Source organism: Saccharothrix longispora (assembly GCF_031455225.1).
Lineage (GTDB): Bacteria > Actinomycetota > Actinomycetes > Mycobacteriales > Pseudonocardiaceae > Actinosynnema > Actinosynnema longispora.
The window spans coordinates 2336932-2361020 of record NZ_JAVDSG010000001.1; the positions used below are offsets into that span (position 1 = coordinate 2336932).

A 24089-nucleotide genomic window follows, 5' to 3' on the forward strand; every position below is an offset into this window, starting at 1 on the left:
CGGTCTACGTTCTGCGCCACACCGCGTCCGCGGTGCCCCTGGTTTCACACAGTCGTGGAGTTGGTGTGGCAGAACTGGTGCTTGCCGGTCTCGGCAAGGCGTACGGCGACGGCACGCGTGCCGTGACGAACCTCGACCTGGACATCCACGACGGCGAGTTCCTCGTCCTGGTCGGTCCCTCGGGGTGCGGGAAGACGACGGCGCTGCGGATGGTGGCGGGGCTGGAGAGCATCAGCGAGGGCACGATCCGGATCGGCGACCGCGTCGTGAACGACGTGCCGTCCCGGGACCGGGACGTCGCGATGGTGTTCCAGTCCTACGCCCTCTACCCGCACCTGAACGTCTTCGACAACATCGCCTTCGGCTTGACGTTGCGCAAGATGCCGAAGAAGGAGATCGAGCAGCGGGTCCGGCGGGTGGCCCGAGTGCTGGAGCTGGCGGACCACCTCGACCGCAAGCCGCGCAACCTCTCCGGTGGTCAGCGCCAGCGCGTGGCCATGGGCCGGGCGATGGTGCGCGCCCCGCAGGTGTTCCTGATGGACGAACCGCTGTCCAACCTCGACGCCAAGCTGCGCGTGCAGATGCGCGCCCAGATCGCGCGGATGCAGCGCGACCTCGGCGTCACCACCGTGTACGTGACGCACGACCAGACCGAGGCGATGACCCTCGGCGACCGCGTCGCGGTGATGAAGCGCGGCGTGCTCCAGCAGGTCGGACCGCCCCAGGAGCTCTACGACCGGCCGGTGAACCTGTTCGTCGCGGGCTTCATCGGCTCCCCGGGCATGAACCTGCTGACCGCGAGGCTGGACGTCGACGGCGAAGGTCGCCACTGGGTGATGCTCAACTCGGACGCCCTGAGGCTGCCGGACTCCGTGCTGCGCGAGCGGCCCGCGCTGGCCGGCTACGTCGGCCGCGACGTCGTGCTGGGCATCCGCCCGGAGGACATGGAGGACGCCTCCCTGGTGGAGGACTCCGACGGCTCGCTGCTGCACTCGGTCGCCGACCTGGTGGAGGCGATGGGGTCGGACCTGCTCGTGCACTTCCCGGTGGACGCCGAACCCGCCGACACCGACGACACGCGCGCGCTCGCCGAGGACTCGGGGGCCGACGACGTGCCCGCGCCCGACAAGGGCACGGTCCTGGTCGGCCGCTTCAGCCCGCGTTCGCGGATCTACGAGGGACAGCCCGTCGCCACCTGGGTCGACACGTCCCGCCTGCACTTCTTCGACCCGGCCACCGGTGTCGCTGTCTGGAACGAGGAGAACCGATGAGATTCAACGCAACCGTGGCCGTCGTGGCCGTCGCGTGCGCCCTGAGCGCCTGCGGCACCGGCACGTCCACCGGCGGCGACGGCCCGCTGGCGGGGCAGGCGGCCGAGGTCGTCGGCACCTGGTCCGGCGAGGAGCAGGCGCGCTTCGAGAAGGTGCTCGCCGCGTTCGGCGAGAAGACCGGCGCAAAGATCACCTACACCCCGGCGGGCGACGAGCTGCCGACCGTCGTGCAGACCAGGGTCTCGGGCGGCACGCCGCCGAGCGTCGCGCTGGTCGCGCAGCCGGGCTTCGCCGCCCAGCTCGCGAAGTCCGGCGCGATCAAGCCGGTGGCGAGCGAGGTGGAGCAGGCGGTCTCGGAGCACTACGCACCCATCTGGAAGACCCTGGGCAGCGTCGACGGCGAGCTCTACGGCGTCTACTTCAAGGCCGCCAACAAGTCCACCGTCTGGTACAGCCCGAAGGCGTTCGAGGACGCCGCCGTGCCCGCCGCCGTGCCGGGCACGTGGGACGAGTTCCTCGCCGCCGGCCGCGCGCTCGCCGACGCGGGCAAGCCCGCCGTGTCCATCGCGGGCGCCGACGGCTGGACGCTCACCGACTGGTTCGAGAACGTCTACCTCCGCACTGCCGGCGCCGAGAACTACGACAGGCTCGCCAAGCACGAGATCCCGTGGACCGACCCGTCGGTGCGCGTGGCCCTGGAAGAGCTGGCCAAGCTGTTCGGGAACCAGCAGCTGATCGAGGGCGGCTCGTCGGGCGCACTGCAGACCGAGTTCCCCAAGTCGGTCACCAACGTCTTCGGCGACCCCGGCAAGGCGGCGATGGTGTTCGAGGGCGACTTCGTCTCCGGCGTGATCAGCTCCAGCACGGACGCCGTCGTCGGCGAGGACGCCGCGTTCTTCCCGTTCCCGTCGGTGAAGGGCAGCGAGCCCGGTGTCGTCGTCGGCGGCGACATGGCCGTCCAGTTCAAGGACGACGAGGTCACCAAGCAGCTGATGGCGTTCCTCGCCTCGCCCGAGTCCGGTTCCGTGTGGGCGGCCGAGGGCGGCTACCTGTCGGCGAACAAGAGCATCACGTCGGACACCTACCCGGACGACGTCACCCGCGAACTCGCCGGGCAGATCGTCGACGCCGGCGACAACGTCCGCTTCGACCTCTCCGACCTCGCCCCCGCCGCGTTCGGCGGCACCAAGGGTGCGGGCATGTGGAAGGACCTCCAGGACTTCCTCGCCGACCCGACGAAGCTCGACGAGACGGTGCAGCGGCTCGAAGCCGACGCGGCCAAGGCATACGCGCCGTGACCCACGCGCTGGCCCGACGCGGTGCGGCCGAACCGGGGCGATCCCCCGGCAAGGCCGCGCTGTTCCTCCTGCCCGCGCTGCTGCTGCTCGGCGCGCTGGTCGTCTACCCGCTCGTCTACTCGCTGTTCCGCAGCTTCTTCGACGCGAGCGGTGACGAGTTCGTCGGCGTGGGCAACTACGTCGAGGCGTTCACCGACCCGCGGACGCTCGTCGCGTTCCGCAACAACGTGGTCTGGGTGGTCGTCGCCCCCGCCGCGGTGACCTGCCTCGGGCTGATCTTCGCGGTGCTCACCGAGCGCATCCGCTGGGCCACGGCGTTCCGGCTTATCCTGTTCATGCCGATGGCGATCTCGCTGTTCGCCTCCGGCATCATCTTCCGCCTCGTCTACGAGGAGGACCCCGGGCGCGGCGTGGTCAACGCCGCGCTGGTCGGGGTGCACGACGTGTTCTCCTCGCCGTCGCCCTACCCCGGGGCCCGCCCCCGCGAGGGCTTCGAGGCCACCGAGGAGGGCTACCTCTGCACCGCGACCGTCTCGCCCGGCGACGCGGTGCTGCTGCCGCTGGTCGGGTACTCACCGCAGGAGGTGCCCGCCGACGCCCGTCCCGTGCCGCAGCCGAAACCCGGCGTCGGCGAGGTGCGCGGCGCCGTGTGGCTCGACGTGTCGGCGGGCGGCGGCCCGGGCCGGATCGACCCCGCCGAACGGGGCCTGCCCGGCGTCGAGGTGGAGGTCCTGCGCGCCGGCGCGGTGGTCGCCACGACGATGACCGGCGGCGACGGCCGCTTCACCTTCGCCGACCTCGCGCCGGGGGAGTACTCGGTGCGGCTGCCGCCGGACAACTTCACGCTGCCGTTCCGCGGTCTGACCTGGCTCGGTCCCGCCCTGGTCACCCCGGTGATCATCTCGTCCTGGATCTGGATCATGACCGGGTTCGCGATCACGTTCATCGCCGCCGGGCTCTCCGCGATCCCGCGCGACGCGCTGGAGGCGGCGCGGGTGGACGGGGCGACGGAGTGGCAGGTGTTCAAGCGGGTCACCGTGCCACTGCTGGCGCCGGTGCTGCTCACCGTCTTCGTCACGCTGGTGATCAACGTGCTGAAGATATTCGAGCTGGTGTTCGTGATCGCGCCCGGCTCGGTCCAGGAGGAGGCCAACGTGCTCGCCCTCCAGATGTGGCAGGTGTCCTTCGGCGCGGGCGGCGACCAGGGCGTCGGCAGCGCGCTGGCGATCACCCTCTTCCTGCTGGTCGCCCCGGCGATGCTCTACAACATCCGCAAGTTCCGACGGGAGCGGTCATGACCACGGTGATGTCGCGCGAGGTCCGCGTGGTGGAGGTGCCGGTGGCCGGCTCGCCGAGGCGCGGCCCGCTCACCAGGCTGGTTGCCGGGCTGGGCAACGGCGCGGTGCAGGTGCTGCTCGCGCTGGTCGCGCTGTTCTGGCTCATGCCGGTGTTCGGCCTGCTGATCGCCTCGCTGCGCAGCGAGCAGGCCAACACCGCCGGCGGCTGGTGGACGATCTTCACCCAGCCCGCCCAGCTGACCCTGGACAACTACGCCGACCTGGCCGGGAACGCCACGATCTGGCAGTCGTTCCTCAACACCGTCTCCATCGCGGTGCCCTCGACCGTCCTGGTCGTGGTGATCTCCGCGCTGGCCGCCTACGCCCTGGCGTGGATCGACTTCCCCGGCCGCGACTGGCTCACCGTCGTGGTGGTCGGCCTGCTGGTGATGCCGATCCAGGTGGCGCTGATCCCGGTGGCGGAGCTGTTCGGCGCGCTCGGCCTGTTCGGCACCATCACCGGCGTGGTGCTGTTCCACGTCGCGTTCGGCCTGCCGTTCGCCGTGTTCCTGCTGCGCAACTTCTTCACCGGCATCCCCGTGGACCTGGTCGAGGCGGCGCGGATGGACGGGGCGACCGAATGGGTGGTGTTCCGCCGGGTGATCCTGCCCATCGCCAAGCCCGCGCTCGCGTCGCTGACGATCTTCCAGTTCCTCTGGGTCTGGAACGACCTGCTCGTCGCGCTGGTGTTCGCCGACCAGGACTCGGCGCCGATCACCGTCGCGCTGCGGGCGCAGCTGCGGCAGTTCGGCTCCAACATCGACCTGCTCTCCACCGGGGCGTTCCTGTCCATGGCGGTGCCGCTCGCGGTGTTCCTGGCGTTCCAGAAGTACTTCGTCCAGGGGGTGCTCGCCGGCTCCACCAAGTAGCGCCGGGCACCACCGGTGCCGGTGACGCCCGGTGGCCCGGGATGCCGTCATGGGCCGGTACCGCGTCAAGGCTTCGAGCCCTGGGTGCGTGGCCACGACGCGCCGTTGCTGGGCGACGGGCCGCACCGGCCCGTCACGGGCAGGACGACCGGAAGGCCCGTTCCCGGGGATCCCGAGGGGAACGGGCCTTCCGATCATTGAGTCGAAAGTGATCGGTTGCCCGCAGGCTGACCGGATGGTCGAGGGTGCGCACCGGTCATCTCCTGCGGAGCAGGAGGTGGTGCGGTCACCGCATCCCCTGCCCTGACCAGTACTCGAATTCACCACCGACTACAGGCCAGAGCCGATCTCGAAACAGGCGGACGACGCCGCTCGCCCTGCCCCGTAACACCACGTGCCCCGGACGACGCGGCACGGCCTGTCAGCCGGCGATCCTGCCGAACAGGTGCGCGGCAGGGGCGTCCGGGTCGTCGCCGTAGAAGAACTCTGCGAGCGCCCGGTGGACCTCCGCGCGATCCAGCCCGCCCGAGCCGTCCAGATCCAACGCGTCGAAGACCGCGGCGCAGTCCTCCGGGGACACATTGCCCGCCAGGCCGAAGATCTCGCCGAACTCCGCCTGGTCGATCCTGTCGTCCCCGTCGAGGTCGACCAGGTCGAAGTAGCAGTCGGCCACCGGTCCGACCTGCTGCGGGTACAGGGCGGGATCGGCCAGCGCCCGCCGGAACCCCTCGGTCATCTCCGGCAGGTCGACCTTCCCGTCACCGTCCTGGTCCATGGGCGCGATCACGGTGGTCCAGAACGAGTCCAGCCCTTCGGTCAGCCGGCGGGCGGTCTCACCCCCCGACGCGGTGTCACGGGCCGCGACGTAGCGCTCGCCCATCAACCGGACGTCCTGACGGGTGATCACCCCGTCGCCGTCGACGTCCGCGCCCTTGAACCACTGGCGGTACTTGAGATCCCGAATTGCAGTCATGATCGCGCAACGTAGTCACGCGATCAGGGAACAGCCGAACGACTCGACCAGCGGGCAGAACAGATCACTCGTTCGAGTGACGCCGCCGTGGTCGACGGACGGGTCGCCGAGTTCGCCGACCCGAACCGGCACGTCGGCCGCGGCGCACGTCGACCACGGCGCACGTCAGCCGGGCGGCGCGAGGCCCGGCGGTGCGAAGGCGAGCACATCGGGAAGGGGACCGTCGTAGGGCTCGACGTCGACCAGCGCGCTGAGGGCGCTCGGTCCCTGGGACAGGCGCGAGCACGGTCGATCCGCGGTGAGGACGTTCGGGTTGCCGTGGCGGTCCAGTGTTCCGCTCACCCCCGGCCGGACCGGGTCCCACCACGCTCCCGTGGACAGTTGCACGACACCCTGCATGACGTCCTCCGACAGGACCGCGCCCGCGAGACAGCCGCCCCGGTCGTTGTGGACGCGCACGACCATGCCGCTCTCGATGCCGCGCGCCGCGGCGTCCGACGGGTTGATCGCCACCGGCTCACGACCGCGGATCTTCGAACCGAGGCTGTGGTCCCCGTTGTCGTACTGGCTGTGCAGGCGTGAGGCGGGCTGGTTCGAGATCAAGTGCAGCGGGAACCGGTCCGACAGATCGGCGCCGAGCCACTCCGCCGGTTCGAACCACGTCGGGTGCCCGGCGCAGTCGTCGTAGCCGAACGAGTCGATCTCCTCCGAGGAGATCTCGATCCGGCCCGACGGCGTCGCCAGGGGAAAACGTCGCGGGTCCGAGCGCAGGTCCTCGAAACTGCCGGGAACCGGTCCGGTCAGCGCCGGCAGCTCGGCGGTGGAGCGCCGCCAGAAGTCGTCGAAGCCCGGCAAGGCGTCGTCGCCACCGAGCGCGGCCCTGGTCCGCTCGTAGAGGTGCCGGACCCACTCGCTCTCCGAGCGCGACTCCGTGAACTCCCGCTCGAACCCGAGCCGGGCGGCCAGGGCAGCGAAGATGTGGTGATCGGTACGCGACTCGCCCGCCGGCTCGCGGACCTTCGGCATCGCGACGAGGTGGGGGTCCGAGAAGCCGGCGGCGAAGTCGTCGCGCTCCAGGCTGGTGGCGACCGGGAGGACGATGTCCGCGAACTTGGCCGACGTGTTCCACCAGGCCTCGTGGACCACCACCGTGTCGGGGACCTGCCAGGCGCGGGTCAACCGGTGCAGGTCCTGGTGGTGGTGGAACGGATTCTCCCCGCACCAGTAGACCAGGCGGAGTTCAGGCAGGGTGAGGCGTCCGCCGTCGTAGTCGATGACCTCGCCCGGACGCAGCAGGGCATCGGCGATCCTGGCGACGGGGATGAAGTCCGGAACCGGGTTGGGAACCTCGGGTACCGTCGCCACGAAGGCGCGGCCTCGGGCAACGCCCGTCGCGTCCATCGTCGCGTAACCCGCACCCCAGCCGCAGCCGGGCCGGCCCATCGAGCCCGCCATGGCGGCCAGCACGACGGACATCCAGATCGGTTGTTCGCCGTGGTCCGCCCGTTGCACCGCGTAGTTGACCATGATGAGGGAGCGGTGGGTGGTGAGGCGGCGGGCGAGGTCGGTGATCGCGTCGCGGCCGATGCCCGTGATCCTCGCCGCCCAGGCGGCGTCCTTCGCGATGCCGTCCAGCTCGCCGAGCAGGTAGGAGGCGAAGCGGTCGAACCCGACGCAGCACCGGCGCAGGAAGTCCTCGTCGTGCCACCCGTTGACCAGCATCGTGTGCGCGATGCCGAGCATCGCGGCGGTGTCGGTGTTGGGGATGACGGGCAGCCACTCGGCGTCGAGGAAGCCGGCGACGTCCCCGCGGATCGGGCTGACGTTCACGAACCGCACCCCGGCCTCACGGCACCGGCGTTGCAGGTCCCGCGTCCGGTGCCTGGCCAGCCCGCCGGGGTTGATCTGGCTGTTCTTGAGGGCCAGACCGCCGAACGCCACCACGAGTTCGCAGTTCTCGGCTATCTCGTCCCACATCGGCATCCGGCTCTGGTAGCTCCACGGATGACCGCCGATCACGTGGGGGAGGATCACCTCCAACGCCGCGGTGCTGTAGGTGTTGCGGGAGTCCGTGTACCCACCGCCCAGCGCCAGGAACCGGTGGAGTTGTCCCTGCGCGTGGTGGAACCTGCCCGCACTCGCCCAACCGTAGGACCCGCCGAACACCGCGCTGTCTCCGTACCGCGAACGAACTCGACGGAGTTCGTCGCTCACCAGCGTGATCGCCTGGTCCCAGCTCACTTCCACGAAGGCGTCCGCGCCTCTGGCCGCGCCGTGGGCCCGAGGCTCGCCGTCCAGCCAGCCCTTGCGCACCGCAGGGCGTAACACGCGAGCGCTGTCCTCGGCGGCGGTCACCATTCCGGGGCCGATGGGCGACGGAGCGGGGTCGTCGTGCCGCGGCTCGATCCGCACCAACCGGCCGGAATCGACTACGGCGACGAAACTGCCCCAGTGCGTCGCGATCGACATGCGTCGTTCCATGATGCGTCAACCCCACCTCTGGCGTTTCCCCGATCCAGGCCAACTGTTCCTCGCGTCGCGGGGCGATGTACCGCAACGGGGAATTCGACGCGCACGCCGTCCGACTCGCGGGAACAGAAAGAGCCACGCCCGACTGCGTGAGCGGGGGAGGCCCGCGCGGGAATCGCTCATCAGCGGAGCCTCCGTCCCACCGTCCGGAGTGCCGCACGGTGCGGCTCCCGACCAGCGACGCGGCATCCACGATAGTCCCGACCAGGGCGAGGCAGAAGACGAATCGGACGGGACCGTGCACGCCATCTCCCGCCCCGGACTCGATTCGTGCATCCGCACCCCGCCCTGCCCGCCGCACCGCCGAAGGCCACACCCGACGCGAGGTCACCCCCGTCGCCGATCGCCACATCACCCGCGACCTTCCGGCTCCTCGCCGCACCCGGCACGGCGAAGCACCACTGGACAGTCGCAGGGGCATCCCACTGACAACCCGCCTGACGACCACGGCGTGCCTTCCTCGCGCCGATCCGTCCGCGTCGGTCGCCGGGCGGGCAGCGACCCCGTCCTCGTGGCCGATTTCCGGGCAGCGCGCGCAGACGCGGGAGGCGCCGGTGGACGACCCCCGGGCCGTACCGGTTGGCGGCGCGTGCCGGTCTTCATCACCTCGACGTTCCGCGGCATGGACGGCGAACGCGACATTCTCACCCGGCTGGTCATTCCCGCGGTCAACGATGCGTTACGCGTCGGTGGTCTCAGCGTCTCGGTCCACCCGGTCGACCTCCGCCGGAGGGCGAGAGGGACGACCGGCTCGATGAGGCGACACGGCAGCGGGTGATCCTCGAGACCTGTGCGTCCGAGGTGCGGCGGTGCCGGCCGTTGTCCATCGGCCTGTTGGGCGACGAGTACGGGTGGGTGCCCCTGAACACCCGGCGTCTGCGGCACTGCGGGCCGCGGGCCTGGCACATCCGGGGTTCCCCGGTGTCTGTGACGGCCGAGCCGCAGCACCGCCCCGAAGCCGCTCGGTTGCTCGAACCGCTCCACGCACCCCTGACAGGTCCCAGGTACCAGCGCCTTCCGCCGACGACCCACAAGCTGCTCGGATCGTGATGCGGTCGACCTGGCGTGCGGCAGCGGCGCGGGAGGTATCTTCGTGACGTGCCCAGGGGGAGTCGCGTCCGTACCGCACCGACCTGGCCGCGCCTGTCCTCGGCGGAACGCGACGTGCTGCTGGAACTGCTCGTCCACGGTGCCAGGCCGCGCAGCGAACTCGCCGACCGGTTGCAGCTGTCCCGGCCCACGTTGTCCCGCGTCACCAAGGCGCTGGTCACCCAGGGCCTGCTGGTGGAGGGCGCCACGGAGCTGCGCTCGATCACCGGCAGGCCGTCGGAGATGCTGCACGTGCACGGTCCGTCACACCGGTTCCTCGGTGTCAAGCTCACCGCCGACCGGTTGTTCGCCGCGGTCACCGACCTGAGCGCGACGGTGGTGGACTCGACCGAGCAGCCGTTGCTCGACCACGACCCCGACGTGGTGATCACCGCGATCGCCGAGGTCTCGACCCGGTTCCCCGGGCTCACCGCACTGGGTGTGACCCTCGGCGGCGTCGTACGCGCGGGTCGGGTCGTCCACGCGGGTTTCCTGGAGTGGACCGACGTGCCGCTCGGCGCGCGGCTGGCCGAGGCGACGGGCGTACCCACCGCCGTGGACAACGACGTGCAGGCGCTCACCGCCGCCGAGCACTGGTTCGGCGCCGGCGTCGGGACGACGTCCATGGTGGTCATCACCATCGGCGCGGGGGTGGGGACGGGACTGATCGTCAACGGCGAGCTGGTCGAGGGCTTCCGCGGCGTGCCGCCCCGGTTCGGCCACATCCTCGTCGACCCGGCCGGTCCGCACTGCGGCTACGGCCACCGCGGCTGCGCCTCCAGTTTCCTCATGACGCACGTGATCCTCCGCCAGCTCGACGGCTCTCCGACCTATGCCGAGGCAGTCGAACGGGTCCGCTCCGGCGACGAGCAGGCCAGGACCGTGTTCGAGCGCTCCGGTTACGCGCTCGGCGTGCTCATCGGCACCGCGGCGAACGTCCTGGACCCGCAGAAGATCCTGCTCACCGGTGAAGGACTGCCGCTCTACGAGCTGACCGCGCCGAAGGTGCACGAGGGCATCGCGGACACCTACGAGGACGATCCCGCGCTGATCGACCTGGACGTGCAGCCGTTCGACTTCGGTGAGTGGGCCCGGTCGGCGGCCGTCCTCGCCATCAGGAAGACGATCACCGCGGGTCGGCCTGACGGCAGGTGACCGTGAAGCGCGCCGTCGACGTTCCGGATCTCCTGCAACGGCGCGGCCGGGCCGCCGCGCTCCTCGTGCGCGGTGTGCCACCTGACCGCCCTCGTCCCATCGTCGAGCACGGCTGATCTGCGGCAAAGCATTGTCAAGTCACCGGTGAAACAAAGTCAAGACAGCGTCTCGATGGGGCTGGATCCTTGACTTTGTTTCGTCATGAACCTAACAATCGCTGCGCTGCTCCTGCCGCCGCTCGTCCGCGATGATCAAAGGAGATCGGATGCGTGCTCCATCACGCCTCGGCAGAGCCCTGCTCGCCCTGGCGCTGACCGCCCCGGCGCTGCTGCTGGCAACCACATCGGCGCAGGCCGCTCCCGCTCCACTGGTGGGCCTCGGGTCCGGCCGCTGCCTGGACGTCACGGGCAACTCCAGCGCCAACGGCGCCCAGTTGCAGATCTGGGACTGCACCGGCGACGCCAACCAGGGCTGGGAGTTCTCCTCGTCGGGCGAACTGCGGGTGTTCAACGGCGCCAAGTGCCTGGACGTGCCGAACGGCAGCACCACCGCCGGCACCCGCCTGGCGATCTGGGACTGCAACGGCGGCGCGAACCAGAAGTTCCGGCTCAACTCGAACGGCAGCATCACCGCCACCCAGTCCGGGCTGTGCCTGGACGTCGACAACCAGGCCACCGCGAACGGCACCGCCGTGAACACCTGGAACTGCAACGGCCAGGCCAACCAGCAGTGGCGCGCCGGTACCGGTCCGGGGCCCGACCCGGTCTGCTCGGTCAACCCGGTGACGCCCAACCCCACGCCGCAGGCGCGCAAGCTGCTCTGCTACGTCTACTCGCAGTACGGCAACCACATCCTGTCCGGTCAGCAGGAGTCGACGTGGATCGGCGGCCCGGACCACGAGATCAACCACATCCGCAACAACACGGGCAAGTACCCGGCGATCCGGGCGCTGGACTTCGGCGACTCCAAGGACCTCGCGCCGCGCGCCATCGCGTGGTGGCAGGCCGGCGGCATCCCCATGATCGGCTACCACATGGGCGCCCCCACCAAGCCCGACACCTATGACGGCACGAAGATCCGGGTGTCGATCAACGCCGTCCTGACACCGGGCACGGCCGAGTACCGCTCGTTCACCGACCGGCTCGACCAGGCGGCGGCCATGCTCCAGCAGTTGGAGAACGCCGGGGCGGCGGTGATCTGGCGCCCGTTCCACGAAGCGGGCGGCACGTGGTTCTGGTGGAGCATGGAGGGCGGCGGCCAGTACAACCGGCTGTGGAACTTCATGTTCGACTACTTCACCCGCGTCAAGGGCCTGAACAACCTGGTGTGGCTGCACGGCTACAACGGCGAGCCCCAGTCCTCGTTCTACCCGGGCAAGTCGGTCGTGGACATCGGCGGCGCGGACACCTACGCGGGCAGCGGCAACTACGACCCGCTCAACGCGATGTACAACTCGGTGCGGACCATCGTCGGCCCCACGCTGCCGATCGCGCTGCACGAGAACGGCCCGATCCCGGACCCGGACCGGTTGCAGTCCACCGGCACCCGCTGGGTGCTGTTCGGCACCTGGCACGGCAACCACCTGACGCAGGAGAACTCGACCAGCCACCTGCAGAAGGTCTACAACCACAGCTACGTCGTCACCCGCGACGAGCTGCCCAACCTGAAGTAACCGCCTCGCGGTGGACGGCCGGGACCGGATGTGAGGTGCCGGCCGTCCACCGCAGGTCGAGGGGCAGGGGCACCGTCCCGCTCGTGGGTCTGCCGTGAGAGCGCGCTCAGCGGTGAGCAGGGGTGCCGGTCGCGGTGTCCACGGTGGTTCCGCGGGCAGCGGCGCCCACGGCCGGGCGGGTCGTGGCGCTGGTGGTCCGATCACCGGTTCGCCGGACCGGGACCAGTCGGTGGCCCCTCGACCGGCGACACCCACGTCGGGCAGCGCCCGGCCGCTGCCTGGACCTCTCCGGCGTGAGCCGCGCGAACGGGGCGCTGCTCCGGTCGCGCAACCGCGTCGGCCGGGACGACCGGAAGTGGAGTCGCCGCTGACGCGGCACACCGGCCGCCTCGTCCCGTGGCAGTGGGTGCGCCCACCTCGGGCGCCTCACGACCGAGGTGGGTCGAGAAGTCCACGACCGTGTGACCGGAGTGCGGAACCGACAACGCCGTCGAGCGAATCGGTCGACTCCGGAATTCGGCGACCGATTTCGATGAATTCCCTGACTGGAATTCCTCGCAGCAATGCCTTCACGTTCCGCGACATCTTCGCTACCGTTGTTCTGGGAGCGCTCCCAGAACAACGGCCCTGTTTCGTCCCCCGGCTTGCCCGTCGAACCCCCTCCAGGGGAGGGGCGGCGGTGGGCCGGGCGTCACCTGCACAAAGGAGTGCTGATGTCGGGAAGAGTCGGACAACACCGCACCGCACTCGCCGCGTTGGGTGCCGTGGTCTCCATCGTGAGCACGGCCCTGATGGCGGCGGGAGGGTCGTGGGCGAGTGGCACGAGCGCGGCGCCGGCGTTCGCGTGCCGGGTCGACTACGCGACCAACGACTGGGGCAGCGGGTTCGGCGCCGATGTGACCATCGCCAACCTCGGTGCGTCGGCGGTCAACGGCTGGACGCTGACCTACAGCTACACCGGCGACCAGACCCTCCAGCACGGTTGGAGCGGTGCGTGGTCCCAGTCGGGCCGGAAGGTCACCGTCACCAACACGAGCTGGAACGGGACCATCCCCGCGAAGGGCAGCGTGCGCGCGGGCGCGAACTTCTCCTACAGCGGCGGCAACGCCAAGCCGACGGACTTCGCCGTCAACGGCGCCCCGTGCACCGGCGACAACCCGACGACAACCACCACCACGACCACCACCACTCCGCCGGTCGACGGTTCCGCGCCGGAGTTGCGCGTCTCCGGCAATCGGATCGTCACCCCCGACGGCGAGCCGTACCGCCTGCTGGGCGTGAACCGCTCCAGCGGCGAGTTCGCCTGCGTGCAGGGCAAGGGCATGTGGGACGGCGGTCCGGTCGACCAGGCGTCGGTGGACGCGATGAAGACCTGGAACATCCACGCGGTGCGGGTCCCGCTCAACGAGGAGTGCTGGCTGGGCGTCCACGGCTCGCCCGGCGGCGCCACCTACCAGCAGCACGTCAAGGACTACGTGGACCTGCTGGTCGCCAACGGCATCAACGTGATCCTCGACCTGCACTGGACCTGGGGCGCCTACACCGACAGCCCGGACTGGCACTGCAAGGACGAGCACGCGGTGTGCCAGAAGCCGATGCCCGACGCGCGGTACTCGCCGCAGTTCTGGACCGGCGTCGCCACCACCTTCAAGGGCAACGACGCGGTCGTGTTCGACCTGTTCAACGAGCCGTACCCGGAGATGGCCGCCGACTGGGACAAGACCCTGGGCTGGCAGTGCTGGCGCGACGGCGGCACCTGCACCGGCATCCCCTACGAGGTCGCCGGCATGCAGGACCTGGTCGACGCGGTGCGAGCCACCGGCGCGACCAACATCCTCATGCTCGGCGGCCTGGAGTGGGCCAACGACCTGCGGGAATGGCTCACCCACATGCCGGTCGACCCGCTGGACAACATCGCCGCGTCCTGGCACGCCTACAGCTTCAACGCCTGCGTCACCGGGACCTGCTGGGACGCCCAGGTCGCCCCGGTCGCCCAGCAGGTCCCGATCGTGCTCGGCGAGTTCGGTCAGGACGACTGCGGCTTCGACTACATGCAGCGGTTGGTCGACTGGGCCGACGCGCACCACATCGGCTACCTCGCGTGGACCTGGAACCCCTGGGGCTGCACCACGGGCGCCGTGCTCATCAAGGACTGGAACGGCACACCCGAGCCCGGCGTCGGCGAGGGCCTCAAGGCGCACCTGCTCTCCGTCACTCCCTGACCACCCGCACCTCGACAGGACCGGTCGGCCCGCCACCCCACCCCGGTGGCGAGCCGACCGCAGGGCAGGCGGTCCGCGCCTCCCGAACACACACCGCACCCCGACCCGCCCGCACCGGCGACCGCCCCTGTCGCGTGCCGGTGCCGGAAAGTCGATCGCCGATCCGGCGGGGCGCCGCTAGCGTCGGGGTGACCGCCGACTGTGGAGGAAGCCATGGTTGCCCGGAACCTCACACCGGGCCACCGCACCGAGGCCGTGTGACGGCCCGGGGCCGCCCGGTGTCATCGCCCTGAGAAGCCGATGCACCGCAAGGAGCTTTCCCATGTCCGGAAAACCTTCGTCCACCTGGTACGTGGACTTCTTCACCGAACTGCCCAACGAGTTCTGGCGGCGCGCCGTACCGCCGGAGGTCACCGTCGAAGAGGTCGACTTCGTCGAGGAGCGCCTCGGCCTCGCGCCGCGCTCACGGGTCCTGGACGTGCCGTGCGGCAGCGGACGGCACAGCCTGGAACTCGCGCGGCGCGGGCACCGCGTGACGGGTGTCGACCTGTCCGCAGAAGCGATCGGGCACGCCCGGCGCTCGTCCGCCGGTCTCGACGTCGAATTCGTCCACGCCGACATGCGGGAGGTCCCGCAGGACGACGTGTTCGACGCCGTGGTGTGCCTCGGCAACAGCTTCGGCTACCTGGAGCTCGACGACCTGGGTGAGTTCGCCGCCGCGTTGGGCCGGGCCGTCCGGCCCGGCGGCGGCCTGGTCGTCGACCTCGCCTCGGCGGCCGAGGCGGTCCTGCCCGGCTACCGGGCCGAGCCGCGGACCATGCGGACCGGCGACATCACCGTTCTCGCGACCAGCGAGTACGACGTCGTCGGGAGTCGGATGTTCAGCCGCTACCGGTTCACCCGCGACGGACAGGAGCTCGACGTGACGGCGGTGCACCACGTTCACACCGTGGCGCAGGTCGTCGACCTCCTGGCCGCCACCGGGTTCGCCGACGCCGAACTGTTCGGCGGAACCGGTGGCGAACCCGGTGGGATCGGGAGCGGGCGACTCCTGCTGACCGCGCGCCGAACGCCCTGAGCGGATGCTCCGGTCGGGGTGCGGCCCCGACCGGAGCGCACATCGCGCGACTGCCGCCCCGTGACCACGTCCCGGGGCGGCCCCACCGGGGACGGGTCATTCCCAGTCCCAGGAAATGCCGTACACCCCGGGATCGCACTTGGACAGGTAGAGGTGCGCCTGGCCTGCCGGGTCGACCGGTACGCGGCGGCGCTGCTGGACGGGTGTGGTGACGCGGGGGCGGTGGTGCGCGTAGCAGCGGGCGGGGAGGGTGACGTGGTCGAAGCAGACGCGCAGCAGGTAGTTGTCGGTGCTGTCGCGGATGCGGCGCTCGTGGCCGCGTGAGGGGACGGCGCTCCCGCCCATGACCCACTCGTACTCGACCACGGTGGTCTCGTTCCTGTCCAGCACCCGCCCGAACTCGATCTCGGCCGAGGCGTACCCGCTGGTGTCGTCCCTCTTCAACGCGCCGAGCCGGCCGCCGCGCACCACCACGTGCGACGGCATCACGTCGCCCTCGTCCACGCCGTGCACCGTGACGAAGCGGTCGCAGCCCTCGCCGGTGCCGCGCAGCACCTGCGTGGTCGAGACCCGGCGCAGCGACCTGCGGGCATCGACGAAGCACGTCTCGGTGGTGGCGAGCACGGCGACGTCCGGGTTCGGTTCCGCCAGGTCGCCCAACACCGCGCGGATGGGGGAGTCGCTGCCGTAGAAGGTCTCCATGCTCAACCGGCCACCGGTCGTGCGGCGACCGCGGGGGCGCGGCGGTTCGAGGAATTCGAACAGCGTGTCCGGCGGCAGGTCGAGGATGTCCTCCAGTTCGCGCAGCGCCCGCAGCGAGTTCGGCCGCTCGGGCCGGCTGCGACCCTGCTGCCAGTAGCTCAGCGTGGCGATGCTGATCTCCACCCCGCGCGCGGCGAGCCGGGCGCGGATGCGGTCGAGGGTGAGGTCGCGGCGCGCTATGGCGGTGCGCAGCGCGTCCGCGAACTTCTCCTGGCACAGGACCTGTTCAGGACCGGAAGGGTGCTGAGGAGCTGCCATGAGCGAGTATGACCACCCGAATCGGTGAGTGTCGATACCCCCGGACGGAGGTATCGACACTCACGTCGTCACGATGTCAGCCGACGTTGAGGGTCAGCCCGTAGTAGGACAGCGCATCACCGAGCGGCTGGAAGTACGAGGACTTCCCACTCTCGTAGCCGCCGTTGAACGTGCACCGCTGGTTGGTCGGCCCGCCCGACGTCATGCCCTGGGCCTGGTTGCCGGAGATGTAGGCGCCGCCGCTGTCACCGCCCATCGTGCAGACGGTCGACTTGCCCAGGCCGCGGACCACCGTCGAGGGGCCGCCGTTCGGGTCGACGTAGGTGACGGTCTGGTTGTAGCCGGTGATCGAGCCGCAGGTCCAACCCGTCGTGGCGCCGGACTTGCAGATCGACGCGCCCACCTGGCCGCGCGCGGCGCCCTTGACCGCGATCTGGCCCGCGGCGCCCCAGGTGCCGACCCGGGTGGTGATCGAGTTGCCCGCGTCGAGCCGGGCCACGCCCATGTCGACGCTGTCGTAGCCCAGCGCGTAGCGGCTGCCCGCGCCCCTGGCGAACCGCGTGCCGTCGTAGTGCAGCGTGGCGTTGCCCGCGACGCAGTGCCCGGCGCTGACCAGGTACTGCACCCCGCTGCTCGACCGGGCGCCGAACCCGACCGAGCAGTACCCCGAGCCGCCGTTGAGCGTCATCTTGCTGCCCGGGTAGATCGCCGCCTGCGCGGACAGCGCCTGTGACACCTGCTCCACGCGCACCGCCGCACCGTGCTCGGCCGCCGCCTCCAGGAACGCCCTGGCCGGTGGCCTGGTGCGGTCGACCACCTGGATCGTGACGACGTCCGCCGCCACGTCCACACCCCACGAGGCGACCCCGGTGGGGACCTGGCGGGCCGCGAGCCGGTCGAGGCGCGCCTGCACCTCGTTCAACGCGGCCTCACCGCGCGCCGGCGTGCGGGCGGCCAGCCCGGCCGCCCGAGCACGCTCCGCCCCGGCCCGGTCCGCGTTGACCGTCAGCGTGCCCGCACCGTCGAAGAACGCGCCGTCGACCCGCACGCCCCGCTCGGTGAGGTCGGCCAGCCTGCGCTGCTGGTCGGCCTCGCGGTCCAGTCGCCGGACGGCGGCGGACTCGTCGACGCCCAGCGTGCGAGCCAGGGCGGCGACCATCTCGGGCTGGTACCCGGACCCGGTGGCGGGCGCCGCCGCCGCGACACCGGTGGACAAGGTCGTGGAAACCAGGCAGGACAGGGCCACGACGCCCAACAATCGAATTCGAGACACCACGACAACCTCTCGACGCCGGGAAACGCCGTTGCAGGGGACGAATGCGCGAAACGATGTGCGCATTCGGTCAACGGGTTCTCCCGGTCGGCGGAATGAACCGCCGTGAGCAGGAAGTCTCGCACCAGGCGGAAGCGCCGGGCAACGACGCTTTTTCCACAAAGTTCCCGGCAAACTCTTGAAATGATCAAAAAGAATTCGGACGCATCCCGCGGCGACACCCTGGCCGGAACACCGCCCGCGCCAACAGCAGGCTGCTGCGGCGGTCACCGGCCGCGCTGCCGCGGTCCTCGAGGTGGCAGCGCGGGCAGGGCACGAGCACGCCGCCGCGCCGTGGTCGACCCCTCGCACGTCCGGGCCGCGTGACGCGGCCCCGTCCTCGGCCCGGCCGCCGTTGCGCCCCGAAGGGAGCGGTTACCCGCCCTGCTCGCCGCAGTAGGCATCGCGGTACCGACGACAGATCGAGCGACCACGTTCATGCGTCCGCAGGGCAAGGTGGTTTCGTGGATCATGCGCCGCCGCGGCGAAGGGAAGGCGCCCTGCTCGTATCGGAGGATTCGGCGGAGCCCGGTACGCGAGCGCCGGGCGGGAGAGGAGCGCCGGGTCCGCCGAAGCGGGCACCGGGGCGGGGAGGAGGTCCGCCGGGGGCACCGCGAACGGGGACGACAACGAGTTCGGCTTCGACCTCCACGAGGCGGTGCCAGGTGCCGTCGAAGCCCTCGACGGGACCGTGCTCGTCGGCCGGCCGCCACGTGGCGGGCCATGACGAGTCCTCGGGCACCGGGTGGGTGACGAAGCAGTTCTCGATGGAGGTCTGACCGGTGGACCCCACCTTGCTGAACAGGGTGTCCCCGGCGAACATCGCACCGTCGAATGAACCGAGTCCGCCGAACGTCGCGCGAAGGAAATCGGTCTCCCCATGGAACATCACCTCGTCGAACCAGGCGTCCTTGGCGAACGTCGCTCCGGCGAACCGCGCGTCCCCGGCGAACGTCGCATGCCAGAACCACACGTCCGCGGTGAACGTCGTGTTCAGGAACCGCGCGTTCCCGATGAACACCGCCCCGCCGAACTCGACCTCGCGCGGCCGGCAGTCCATGAAGTCCAAATCTACGAGAATGGCGCCGGTGAGATCGAGATCGGTGTCGGGCCAGAAGGTGTCGAGCGGGTGCTCGGGCCGGGGGCCGGGGCGCAGGTGGGCGGTGAGGATGCGTTGGGCGGTGAGCCGGACCTGACGTTCCTGCCGGAGGTCGTCGTGGCGGGCACGGGTCTGCTCGTCGACGTCCTCGGTGGCCGAATCGTCGGGCTGCGTGAACGGCATCCGCAGATAGGCGCAGAGGACGTTGACGACGGTGGCCCGCTGGTGGGGGTTGTCCTGCGCGAGGCGTTCCAGGGCGTAGAGCCCGGCCAGCCGGACCGGGGCCTTGTCCGAGCCGAGTTGTTCCGCGGACTTCGCGTACAGCTCGGTGACCCGTCGAGCGGCGGCGTCCTCGCGGGTGTCCCGCGCGACCTGCTCGGCCTGCACCAGGCCGATCTCGGTGGCGTGCTGGCGGCGCCAGGCCAGATAGAGGGCGAAAATCCCGCCGCCGCCGATGCCGATGCTCAACCCGGTGCGCAGCGCGTCCAGCCGTGCGGTGACCAGCGACTGACCGGACAGGCCGGCGGTGCCCGCCCACCACAGCGCCACCACCACCCCGGCCGTGGCCGCGGCGATACCGGCGGCGACCAGCGCGACCACCCGTGCCGGCATCGGCCGCATTGATTCCCCCGTCGCCGGCGCGGACGTCGGCGACGGGGTCGAGGGGGTGGAATGCGGTGGTAACGCGGGACGCTTGGTGCTCACACGTGGATCATCGCTGATCCCGAGCATGCCTCCGCACCCCACTCCCGTCACCGCGATCTTTTACCTCCGAGAGGAGGTCGAACAGTCGGCCCTTCAACTGGCCCCGAGTCGGCCCTGCCGTGACCAGATCGTCGAGGTTGCCTCGAGGTGGGGCCTGGGACTGCTACCGGGATGCCTGGGCGCGTCCCTTGAGATGGCAGCGCGGGCAGGGTACGAGGACTCCGGTGCCGTCATCGACGTAGCGTTCCTGCGGCGCAGGTCCGTCGCAGCGTCCGCACCACTGCGGCCAGTCGACGTGGTCGGGCTGGTTGACCTCCCTGCGGAGTTGGCTGCGTCGCGCGGGCGGAGCGGATGCCCGGCGTTCGACCGGCGCGGCGGGCCGATCCGGCGGTGGGGAGGTCGACGGGTTCGATGGCGGGAACATGGCAATGGCGTAGCGGTTGCGACGGCGCCCGCCACCGGCCTCGATCGCGATGCGGCCCTGATCGTGCAGTCGTCTGAGGCGGCGCTGGACGGTGCGTTCGTCGAGCCTGGTCTTGCGGGACAGATCCATGATCGAGGGCCAGGCGTTGCGGCCCTGGTCGTCGGCCGAGTCCGCGATCGCCAACATCAACAATAGGTCGGTGCCCGCAGCCTCGGCGTGCTCCCATACCCAGGTCATCACGCGGATGCTCATGCCGGTTCACCGTCGATACCGACCGCCGACGGAGTCATCGTGGTCCCGGTCGCCCTCGTGCGAGCAGTCGGGTCCGACCGCTTCGTTCGTGCAGGGCGCGGCAGAAGCGTCGCCGGTAGATCGTTGCCGCTTTGTCATCGCCATTCGACTCGTGCCCCCAGGTTTGTCTCGCAGGGCATCGTCACAGCCCCTGACCTGGGATGTCAAACTTTTCAAGACACGAAAGTCGTGTGCGAACAATGGGTGCGAGGGTGGGATTTCGGCGGATGAAACCGCCGTGTCGGTCGGGTCATCCCGCTACGCGATGGGATCGGCGAGACGGCTGTGAGTTGTCCACACCCCCGGCAGTTTGCCACCCCCGGCAGATCGCCACCGGTGGCACAGCTGTGCCGGGGCAGGGGTGGCAGAGCTGCGCCGGGGCTGGGGTGGCACAGCTCTGCCACCCGTTACGTCCTATGACGTCCTATCCCTTGCGCGGCCGGGCCGTCCGCAACGGCCACCTGCGGCGTGGTCGGCGTCCACGAGTGGGGGCGGGCAGTGAGCGGCCACCAGCCTTTAAGGCGATAGTCGACCGACCACAACGCTGCCGGGCAGGGCGGGAACCCGGCTGCCTGCCGCGCGACCTCGTCGTGCGCGCATGCCGGGCAGATGCAGCGGCGGTCCGTGCGAGGTTCCGGGAGCCACACCAAGCGACGGCTGGATCGGGAGCTGGACGCGCCCGCGCCGGTGGGTTCGTTCGGTGCGGGCAGCGCCGCGGTGGCTGCAGCGGCCGACTGACCTGACACCTGTTCGAGAACGACGACACAATCCGTACCGACATGCTCACGCACGCCACCCCTACCCGCACTTCCCGCTTCGACCCGATGAGCCGTGGATCGACGTACCCATCGTCGAGGCCGCCTTGCCGGCGATCCCGCTGCGCTACGTCGTCGCCTACCGTCCTGCCCCTGGCCTGCGTTCTCACGTGGAACCTGACCCCGGTTCCCGCTGATTCCCTGCCTCTGCAAGGGCCTACGCGTCGATCATGCGCTGTCCGTTCGTGTCAGAGGCGACGCAGTCCATGCAGGATCCGGTCGAGGAGAACGAGGTAGTCATCGCCTGGGATTGTCGGGTGTCGCAGCGCTTGCAGCGCGGCCGTCCGCTCACGGTCGAGAGCGGCGGCGTCGGTTTCCGCTGTCGAGAAGGCCAGGTCTCCGACTACGGGCAGGTACGCGGTCTGCGGTCCCGGGTCGGGTGGTGACAGCGATTCGCCACTGTGGGCGATTCCCCTTGACGGGTCGGGCGGCTCGCGGGAACGACGCGGCGGTGACAGGCTCACCCTCGTGCACCCGTGCCTGATCGCCGCTTTGTCGGCATCGATGGCGAGTCGTCGGGACCGGTGATGACGTTGTACTGGCCGGTCATGCCGTTCTGCCCGACGATCGGCGTCGCCCGGTGGTGAGCACCGAGATCCGGGTGCGGTGATCCATGCCCGCATGGATCACCGATGGCAGTGGGACAATGCCGGGAAGCCGTTGCCAACCCGCACGTCGCGCGATCGGCAGGGGGTCGGGCAGGGCCGGGTCCGGTGATCCGGCCAGTAGCAGCAGCGAATCCTCCCGCACGGTGGCCCGCCAGGCGCGCAGCACCGCACGTAGCCGCCGCGGGTCGGGTACCAGGTCGCTGATGGTGAGTGCGTCGAGGACGACGGGGCGGCCTGGATGGATCAGGCGGCGGGGATGCTCCTCGTCGAGGCGGGTCACGGCCCGCCACACCGTGCGCGCGTCGCAGGGGTTGGCCACCAACAACCCCACGCGTGGGTGGTCGCCTATCGCCGCCCGGGTCGCGGCGGCCAGGTGCTTGTCGGTGACGACGTAGACCACCGGGATGGGTGAGGTGTCGTCTTCGAGGGCGACGTGTGCGCAGCACACGACACCGTGGGCGGGAACGCCGGTGGACAGATCCAGGACCTGCTCGACCAGGCCGTGGTCAGCGAGTGTCCGCAGCACGTGTCCGCGGTGGGCTTCGACGGTGCGGGCCCGCGTGTCGACGGCGGGGTCCCGCTCGCGCAATCGCAGGGCTTCCAGCTTGTCGATCGGGCGGTGGAGGGTGCCGCCGAGCAGGTGGTTGCGCAGCAGGACCGGATGCGGCCACCGGGTGCCGAACGCGTCCGGAGGCGAGCTGTCGTCCCCGCGCCCGGGCGGGGTCGCGTGGCGGTCGACGAGGGACCGCAGTGTCGGCAGTGCTCGACGTGCCCGCAGGGGCGGCAGTAGTTCCAGTTGACGCCCTTCGGCCCGGCCCAGGTCGGTGACCCGGTACAGGCAGCGGCGCGGTGCGCCGGGGTGCCGCGGTCGCCGTGTGCGGGTCACGAGACCTACGGTGACCAGTCGCATCAGGTGAAGGTGGCCGACACCGGCGTTGATGCCGGTGCGCTGCTGGATCTCCGGACCGGTCAGCCCGCGTCCACCGGTCTTGGCCAGGACCATCAGGATCCGGTGCGTCGTCGTGTTCACCGATACCCGCCGACCGTCGCGTCGTCGCCGCCGTTGTACCGGCGGGCCACCGCCGATGACACGGCCGACGATCCGGCGCCGCGTGTCCGCCCGGCCGGCCGCACCGCTGCGACAGTCATGAAGTCGGAACTCCTCTCACGCACGACGGGACCGTGCGGTTGTCGTCACTACGATGTGCACGCCGCTCGATGTGACAGGGCGGCGCGGTACCGGTCGGTCGCGCCTTTGACGGGAGTCGAATCCGCACTGGACGCTTTGAGGTGGCTACCTCTCCCTATTGGGCTACAAGGGCTCCGCTGCGCACAGGACCGCGTGTGCTCCTCGCCGCGGCGGGTCACGGACCTGATCTCCTTGGGAGATGGCATGGTCCGGTTAACGGGCTGGGCCGTCTCCGTCGCCGGCGGCCGAGGCGAGCACGACGGCGAGGCGCGGGCGATTGAGCAGATGGCGTCGGCACACCGCGTCCGCACCGTCCTCCGCGTGTTCCCGGACGATGACGCGTTCGGCCAACATCCGCGCCGGGGTGCCCGGCCGGTGCACGCGCAGTTGCGGACCCAGTGGCATCCCGGCGACGAGCGTGCCTGCGCAGTAGCGGCGTACCGCGCCGTAGAGGACGTGCGAGCTGACGTCGTGGCGCCGCTTCACCACGTCGGGGTACTCGTGCGACAGGAACTCGCGAGCCAGCAGCGCCTCGCCGTGGCGGCGGACCGGGTGGGCCAGCGGCAGTGACCGGATCTGCGGGCCGATCGGCCGGTCGGTGTCGAGGCTCAGATCGGCTTCGCGCAGCAGGGTTTCCAATCGGTGTGGAGTCAGCCCGTGCTGGGCCGCAAGTTGCGCGGGCGCGACGTCACCGGCGGCTTGTGCCTTGAGTTCCGCCAGGCACGCCAGGCGGAAGGCGTCGACGCGACTGCGGCCCGACAGTTGCGGCCCCAACGGCAGGGACAGATCGGGACCGGCGTCGACGGTGGAATCCGCACCGGCCCGGTGAGGGTCGTAGACGGCCATCGGGCGCAGACCGCGGTGTGGGTCGAGTGCGGTCACCACGTCGCCGAGACGCAATCCTGATGTGTGCACGCCTGCGACGAGCACCTCGCAACGATCGCCGTGGTCCAACGCCCAGCCGATCACGTGGTGCCGGCCGCCTGTCTCGTCGTCTTCGACGATCGCCACCAGTGACGGCGCCTGCGCCCGCACCCACCCGAGCAACCGCGCGGCCGACTCCGGACTGCCGCAACGAAGGTCGGCGGTCGTGTCGACCCAGTACGGGGCGTTCCCGTCCGACAAAGGGTGGT

At 70.5% G+C, this 24089-nt stretch carries 16 protein-coding genes; 8 read left to right on the forward strand and 8 right to left on the reverse strand.

Features of this window, described 5'->3' with window-relative positions:
- Positions 1–65 precede the first annotated feature (65 nt).
- The 4 genes from J2S66_RS09360 to J2S66_RS09375 are packed head-to-tail and all read left to right on the forward strand — an operon-like array spanning position 66 to position 4775.
- A complete protein-coding gene (locus tag J2S66_RS09360; protein ID WP_310306270.1) occupies positions 66–1271 on the forward strand; it encodes an ABC transporter ATP-binding protein in 1206 nt (401 codons plus the stop codon).
- Complete coding sequence (locus J2S66_RS09365; RefSeq protein ID WP_310306272.1) at positions 1268–2569, forward strand: ABC transporter substrate-binding protein; 1302 nt, start codon at positions 1268–1270, stop codon at positions 2567–2569. The genes J2S66_RS09360 and J2S66_RS09365 overlap by 4 nt, the downstream gene beginning before the upstream one ends.
- Positions 2566–3867: an ABC transporter permease gene (locus J2S66_RS09370; protein ID WP_310306274.1), complete on the forward strand. Its 1302-nt coding sequence runs from the start codon at positions 2566–2568 to the stop codon at positions 3865–3867. Before J2S66_RS09365 ends, J2S66_RS09370 begins: the two co-directional genes overlap by 4 nt.
- Positions 3864–4775 (forward strand): carbohydrate ABC transporter permease, encoded by a 912-nt coding sequence (locus J2S66_RS09375; protein ID WP_310306276.1) that lies wholly within the window; start codon positions 3864–3866, stop codon positions 4773–4775. Before J2S66_RS09370 ends, J2S66_RS09375 begins: the two co-directional genes overlap by 4 nt.
- A 421-nt stretch (positions 4776–5196) precedes the next feature.
- Here the strand turns inward: J2S66_RS09375 and J2S66_RS09380 are convergent, their stop codons facing one another.
- Positions 5197–5748 carry an EF-hand domain-containing protein gene (locus tag J2S66_RS09380; RefSeq protein WP_310306279.1) on the reverse strand — a complete coding sequence of 184 codons (552 nt, stop codon included), beginning with the start codon at positions 5746–5748 and terminating at the stop codon, positions 5197–5199.
- 165 nt (positions 5749–5913) lie between these two features.
- On the reverse strand, positions 5914–8217 hold the full coding sequence (locus tag J2S66_RS09385; RefSeq protein WP_310306281.1) for a molybdopterin-dependent oxidoreductase: 2304 nt from the start codon (positions 8215–8217) through the stop codon (positions 5914–5916).
- 1158 nt (positions 8218–9375) lie between these two features.
- Between J2S66_RS09385 and J2S66_RS09390 the strand changes: the two genes are divergently transcribed.
- The 4 genes from J2S66_RS09390 to J2S66_RS09405 all read left to right on the forward strand — a co-directional run bounded on the left by J2S66_RS09390 (position 9376) and on the right by J2S66_RS09405 (position 15493).
- Positions 9376–10521, forward strand: coding sequence for an ROK family transcriptional regulator (locus tag J2S66_RS09390; RefSeq protein ID WP_310306283.1), 1146 nt, complete (start codon positions 9376–9378; stop codon positions 10519–10521).
- 265 nt (positions 10522–10786) lie between these two features.
- A complete protein-coding gene (locus tag J2S66_RS09395; protein WP_310306285.1) occupies positions 10787–12193 on the forward strand; it encodes a glycosyl hydrolase in 1407 nt (468 codons plus the stop codon).
- Between the two features lie 713 nt (positions 12194–12906).
- Positions 12907–14415: a cellulase family glycosylhydrolase gene (locus J2S66_RS09400; RefSeq protein ID WP_310306287.1), complete on the forward strand. Its 1509-nt coding sequence runs from the start codon at positions 12907–12909 to the stop codon at positions 14413–14415.
- A gap of 322 nt (positions 14416–14737) precedes the next feature.
- The gene (locus tag J2S66_RS09405; protein ID WP_310306288.1) at positions 14738–15493 is read left to right on the forward strand and encodes a class I SAM-dependent methyltransferase; all 756 of its coding nucleotides are present in this window, start codon (positions 14738–14740) and stop codon (positions 15491–15493) included.
- Between the two features lie 96 nt (positions 15494–15589).
- Here the strand turns inward: J2S66_RS09405 and J2S66_RS09410 are convergent, their stop codons facing one another.
- From J2S66_RS09410 to J2S66_RS09435, 6 genes are all read right to left on the reverse strand, one after another.
- On the reverse strand, positions 15590–16513 hold the full coding sequence (locus J2S66_RS09410) for a helix-turn-helix domain-containing protein (protein WP_310306290.1): 924 nt from the start codon (positions 16511–16513) through the stop codon (positions 15590–15592).
- Between the two features lie 76 nt (positions 16514–16589).
- Positions 16590–17786 (reverse strand): S1 family peptidase, encoded by a 1197-nt coding sequence (locus tag J2S66_RS09415; protein WP_310306291.1) that lies wholly within the window; start codon positions 17784–17786, stop codon positions 16590–16592.
- Positions 17787–18294: 508 nt separating this feature from the next.
- On the reverse strand, positions 18295–19524 hold the full coding sequence (locus J2S66_RS09420; protein ID WP_310306293.1) for a pentapeptide repeat-containing protein: 1230 nt from the start codon (positions 19522–19524) through the stop codon (positions 18295–18297).
- Between the two features lie 268 nt (positions 19525–19792).
- The gene (locus J2S66_RS09425) at positions 19793–20305 is read right to left on the reverse strand and encodes a helix-turn-helix domain-containing protein (protein WP_310306294.1); all 513 of its coding nucleotides are present in this window, start codon (positions 20303–20305) and stop codon (positions 19793–19795) included.
- 1400 nt (positions 20306–21705) lie between these two features.
- Positions 21706–22797 carry an SAM-dependent methyltransferase gene (locus tag J2S66_RS09430; RefSeq protein WP_310306296.1) on the reverse strand — a complete coding sequence of 364 codons (1092 nt, stop codon included), beginning with the start codon at positions 22795–22797 and terminating at the stop codon, positions 21706–21708.
- A 372-nt stretch (positions 22798–23169) separates the two neighbouring features.
- Entirely contained in the window at positions 23170–24081 is a 912-nt protein-coding gene (locus tag J2S66_RS09435; protein ID WP_310306298.1) for a hypothetical protein, read from the reverse strand.
- Positions 24082–24089 lie beyond the last annotated feature (8 nt).

Bases quoted from the DNA above. Each gene is read 5' to 3' on its own strand.
- J2S66_RS09365 (WP_310306272.1), top strand. From the start codon at position 1,268: ATGAGATTCAACGCAACCGTGGCCGTCGTGGCCGTCGCGTGCGCCCTG.
- J2S66_RS09380 (WP_310306279.1), bottom strand. From the start codon at position 5,748: ATGACTGCAATTCGGGATCTCAAGTACCGCCAGTGGTTCAAGGGCGCG.
- J2S66_RS09405 (WP_310306288.1), top strand. From the start codon at position 14,738: ATGTCCGGAAAACCTTCGTCCACCTGGTACGTGGACTTCTTCACCGAA.
- J2S66_RS09385 (WP_310306281.1), bottom strand. From the start codon at position 8,217: ATGTCGATCGCGACGCACTGGGGCAGTTTCGTCGCCGTAGTCGATTCC.
- J2S66_RS09395 (WP_310306285.1), top strand. From the start codon at position 10,787: ATGCGTGCTCCATCACGCCTCGGCAGAGCCCTGCTCGCCCTGGCGCTG.
- J2S66_RS09425 (WP_310306294.1), bottom strand. From the start codon at position 20,305: ATGAGCATCCGCGTGATGACCTGGGTATGGGAGCACGCCGAGGCTGCG.
- J2S66_RS09410 (WP_310306290.1), bottom strand. From the start codon at position 16,513: ATGGCAGCTCCTCAGCACCCTTCCGGTCCTGAACAGGTCCTGTGCCAG.
- J2S66_RS09375 (WP_310306276.1), top strand. From the start codon at position 3,864: ATGACCACGGTGATGTCGCGCGAGGTCCGCGTGGTGGAGGTGCCGGTG.
- J2S66_RS09400 (WP_310306287.1), top strand. From the start codon at position 12,907: ATGTCGGGAAGAGTCGGACAACACCGCACCGCACTCGCCGCGTTGGGT.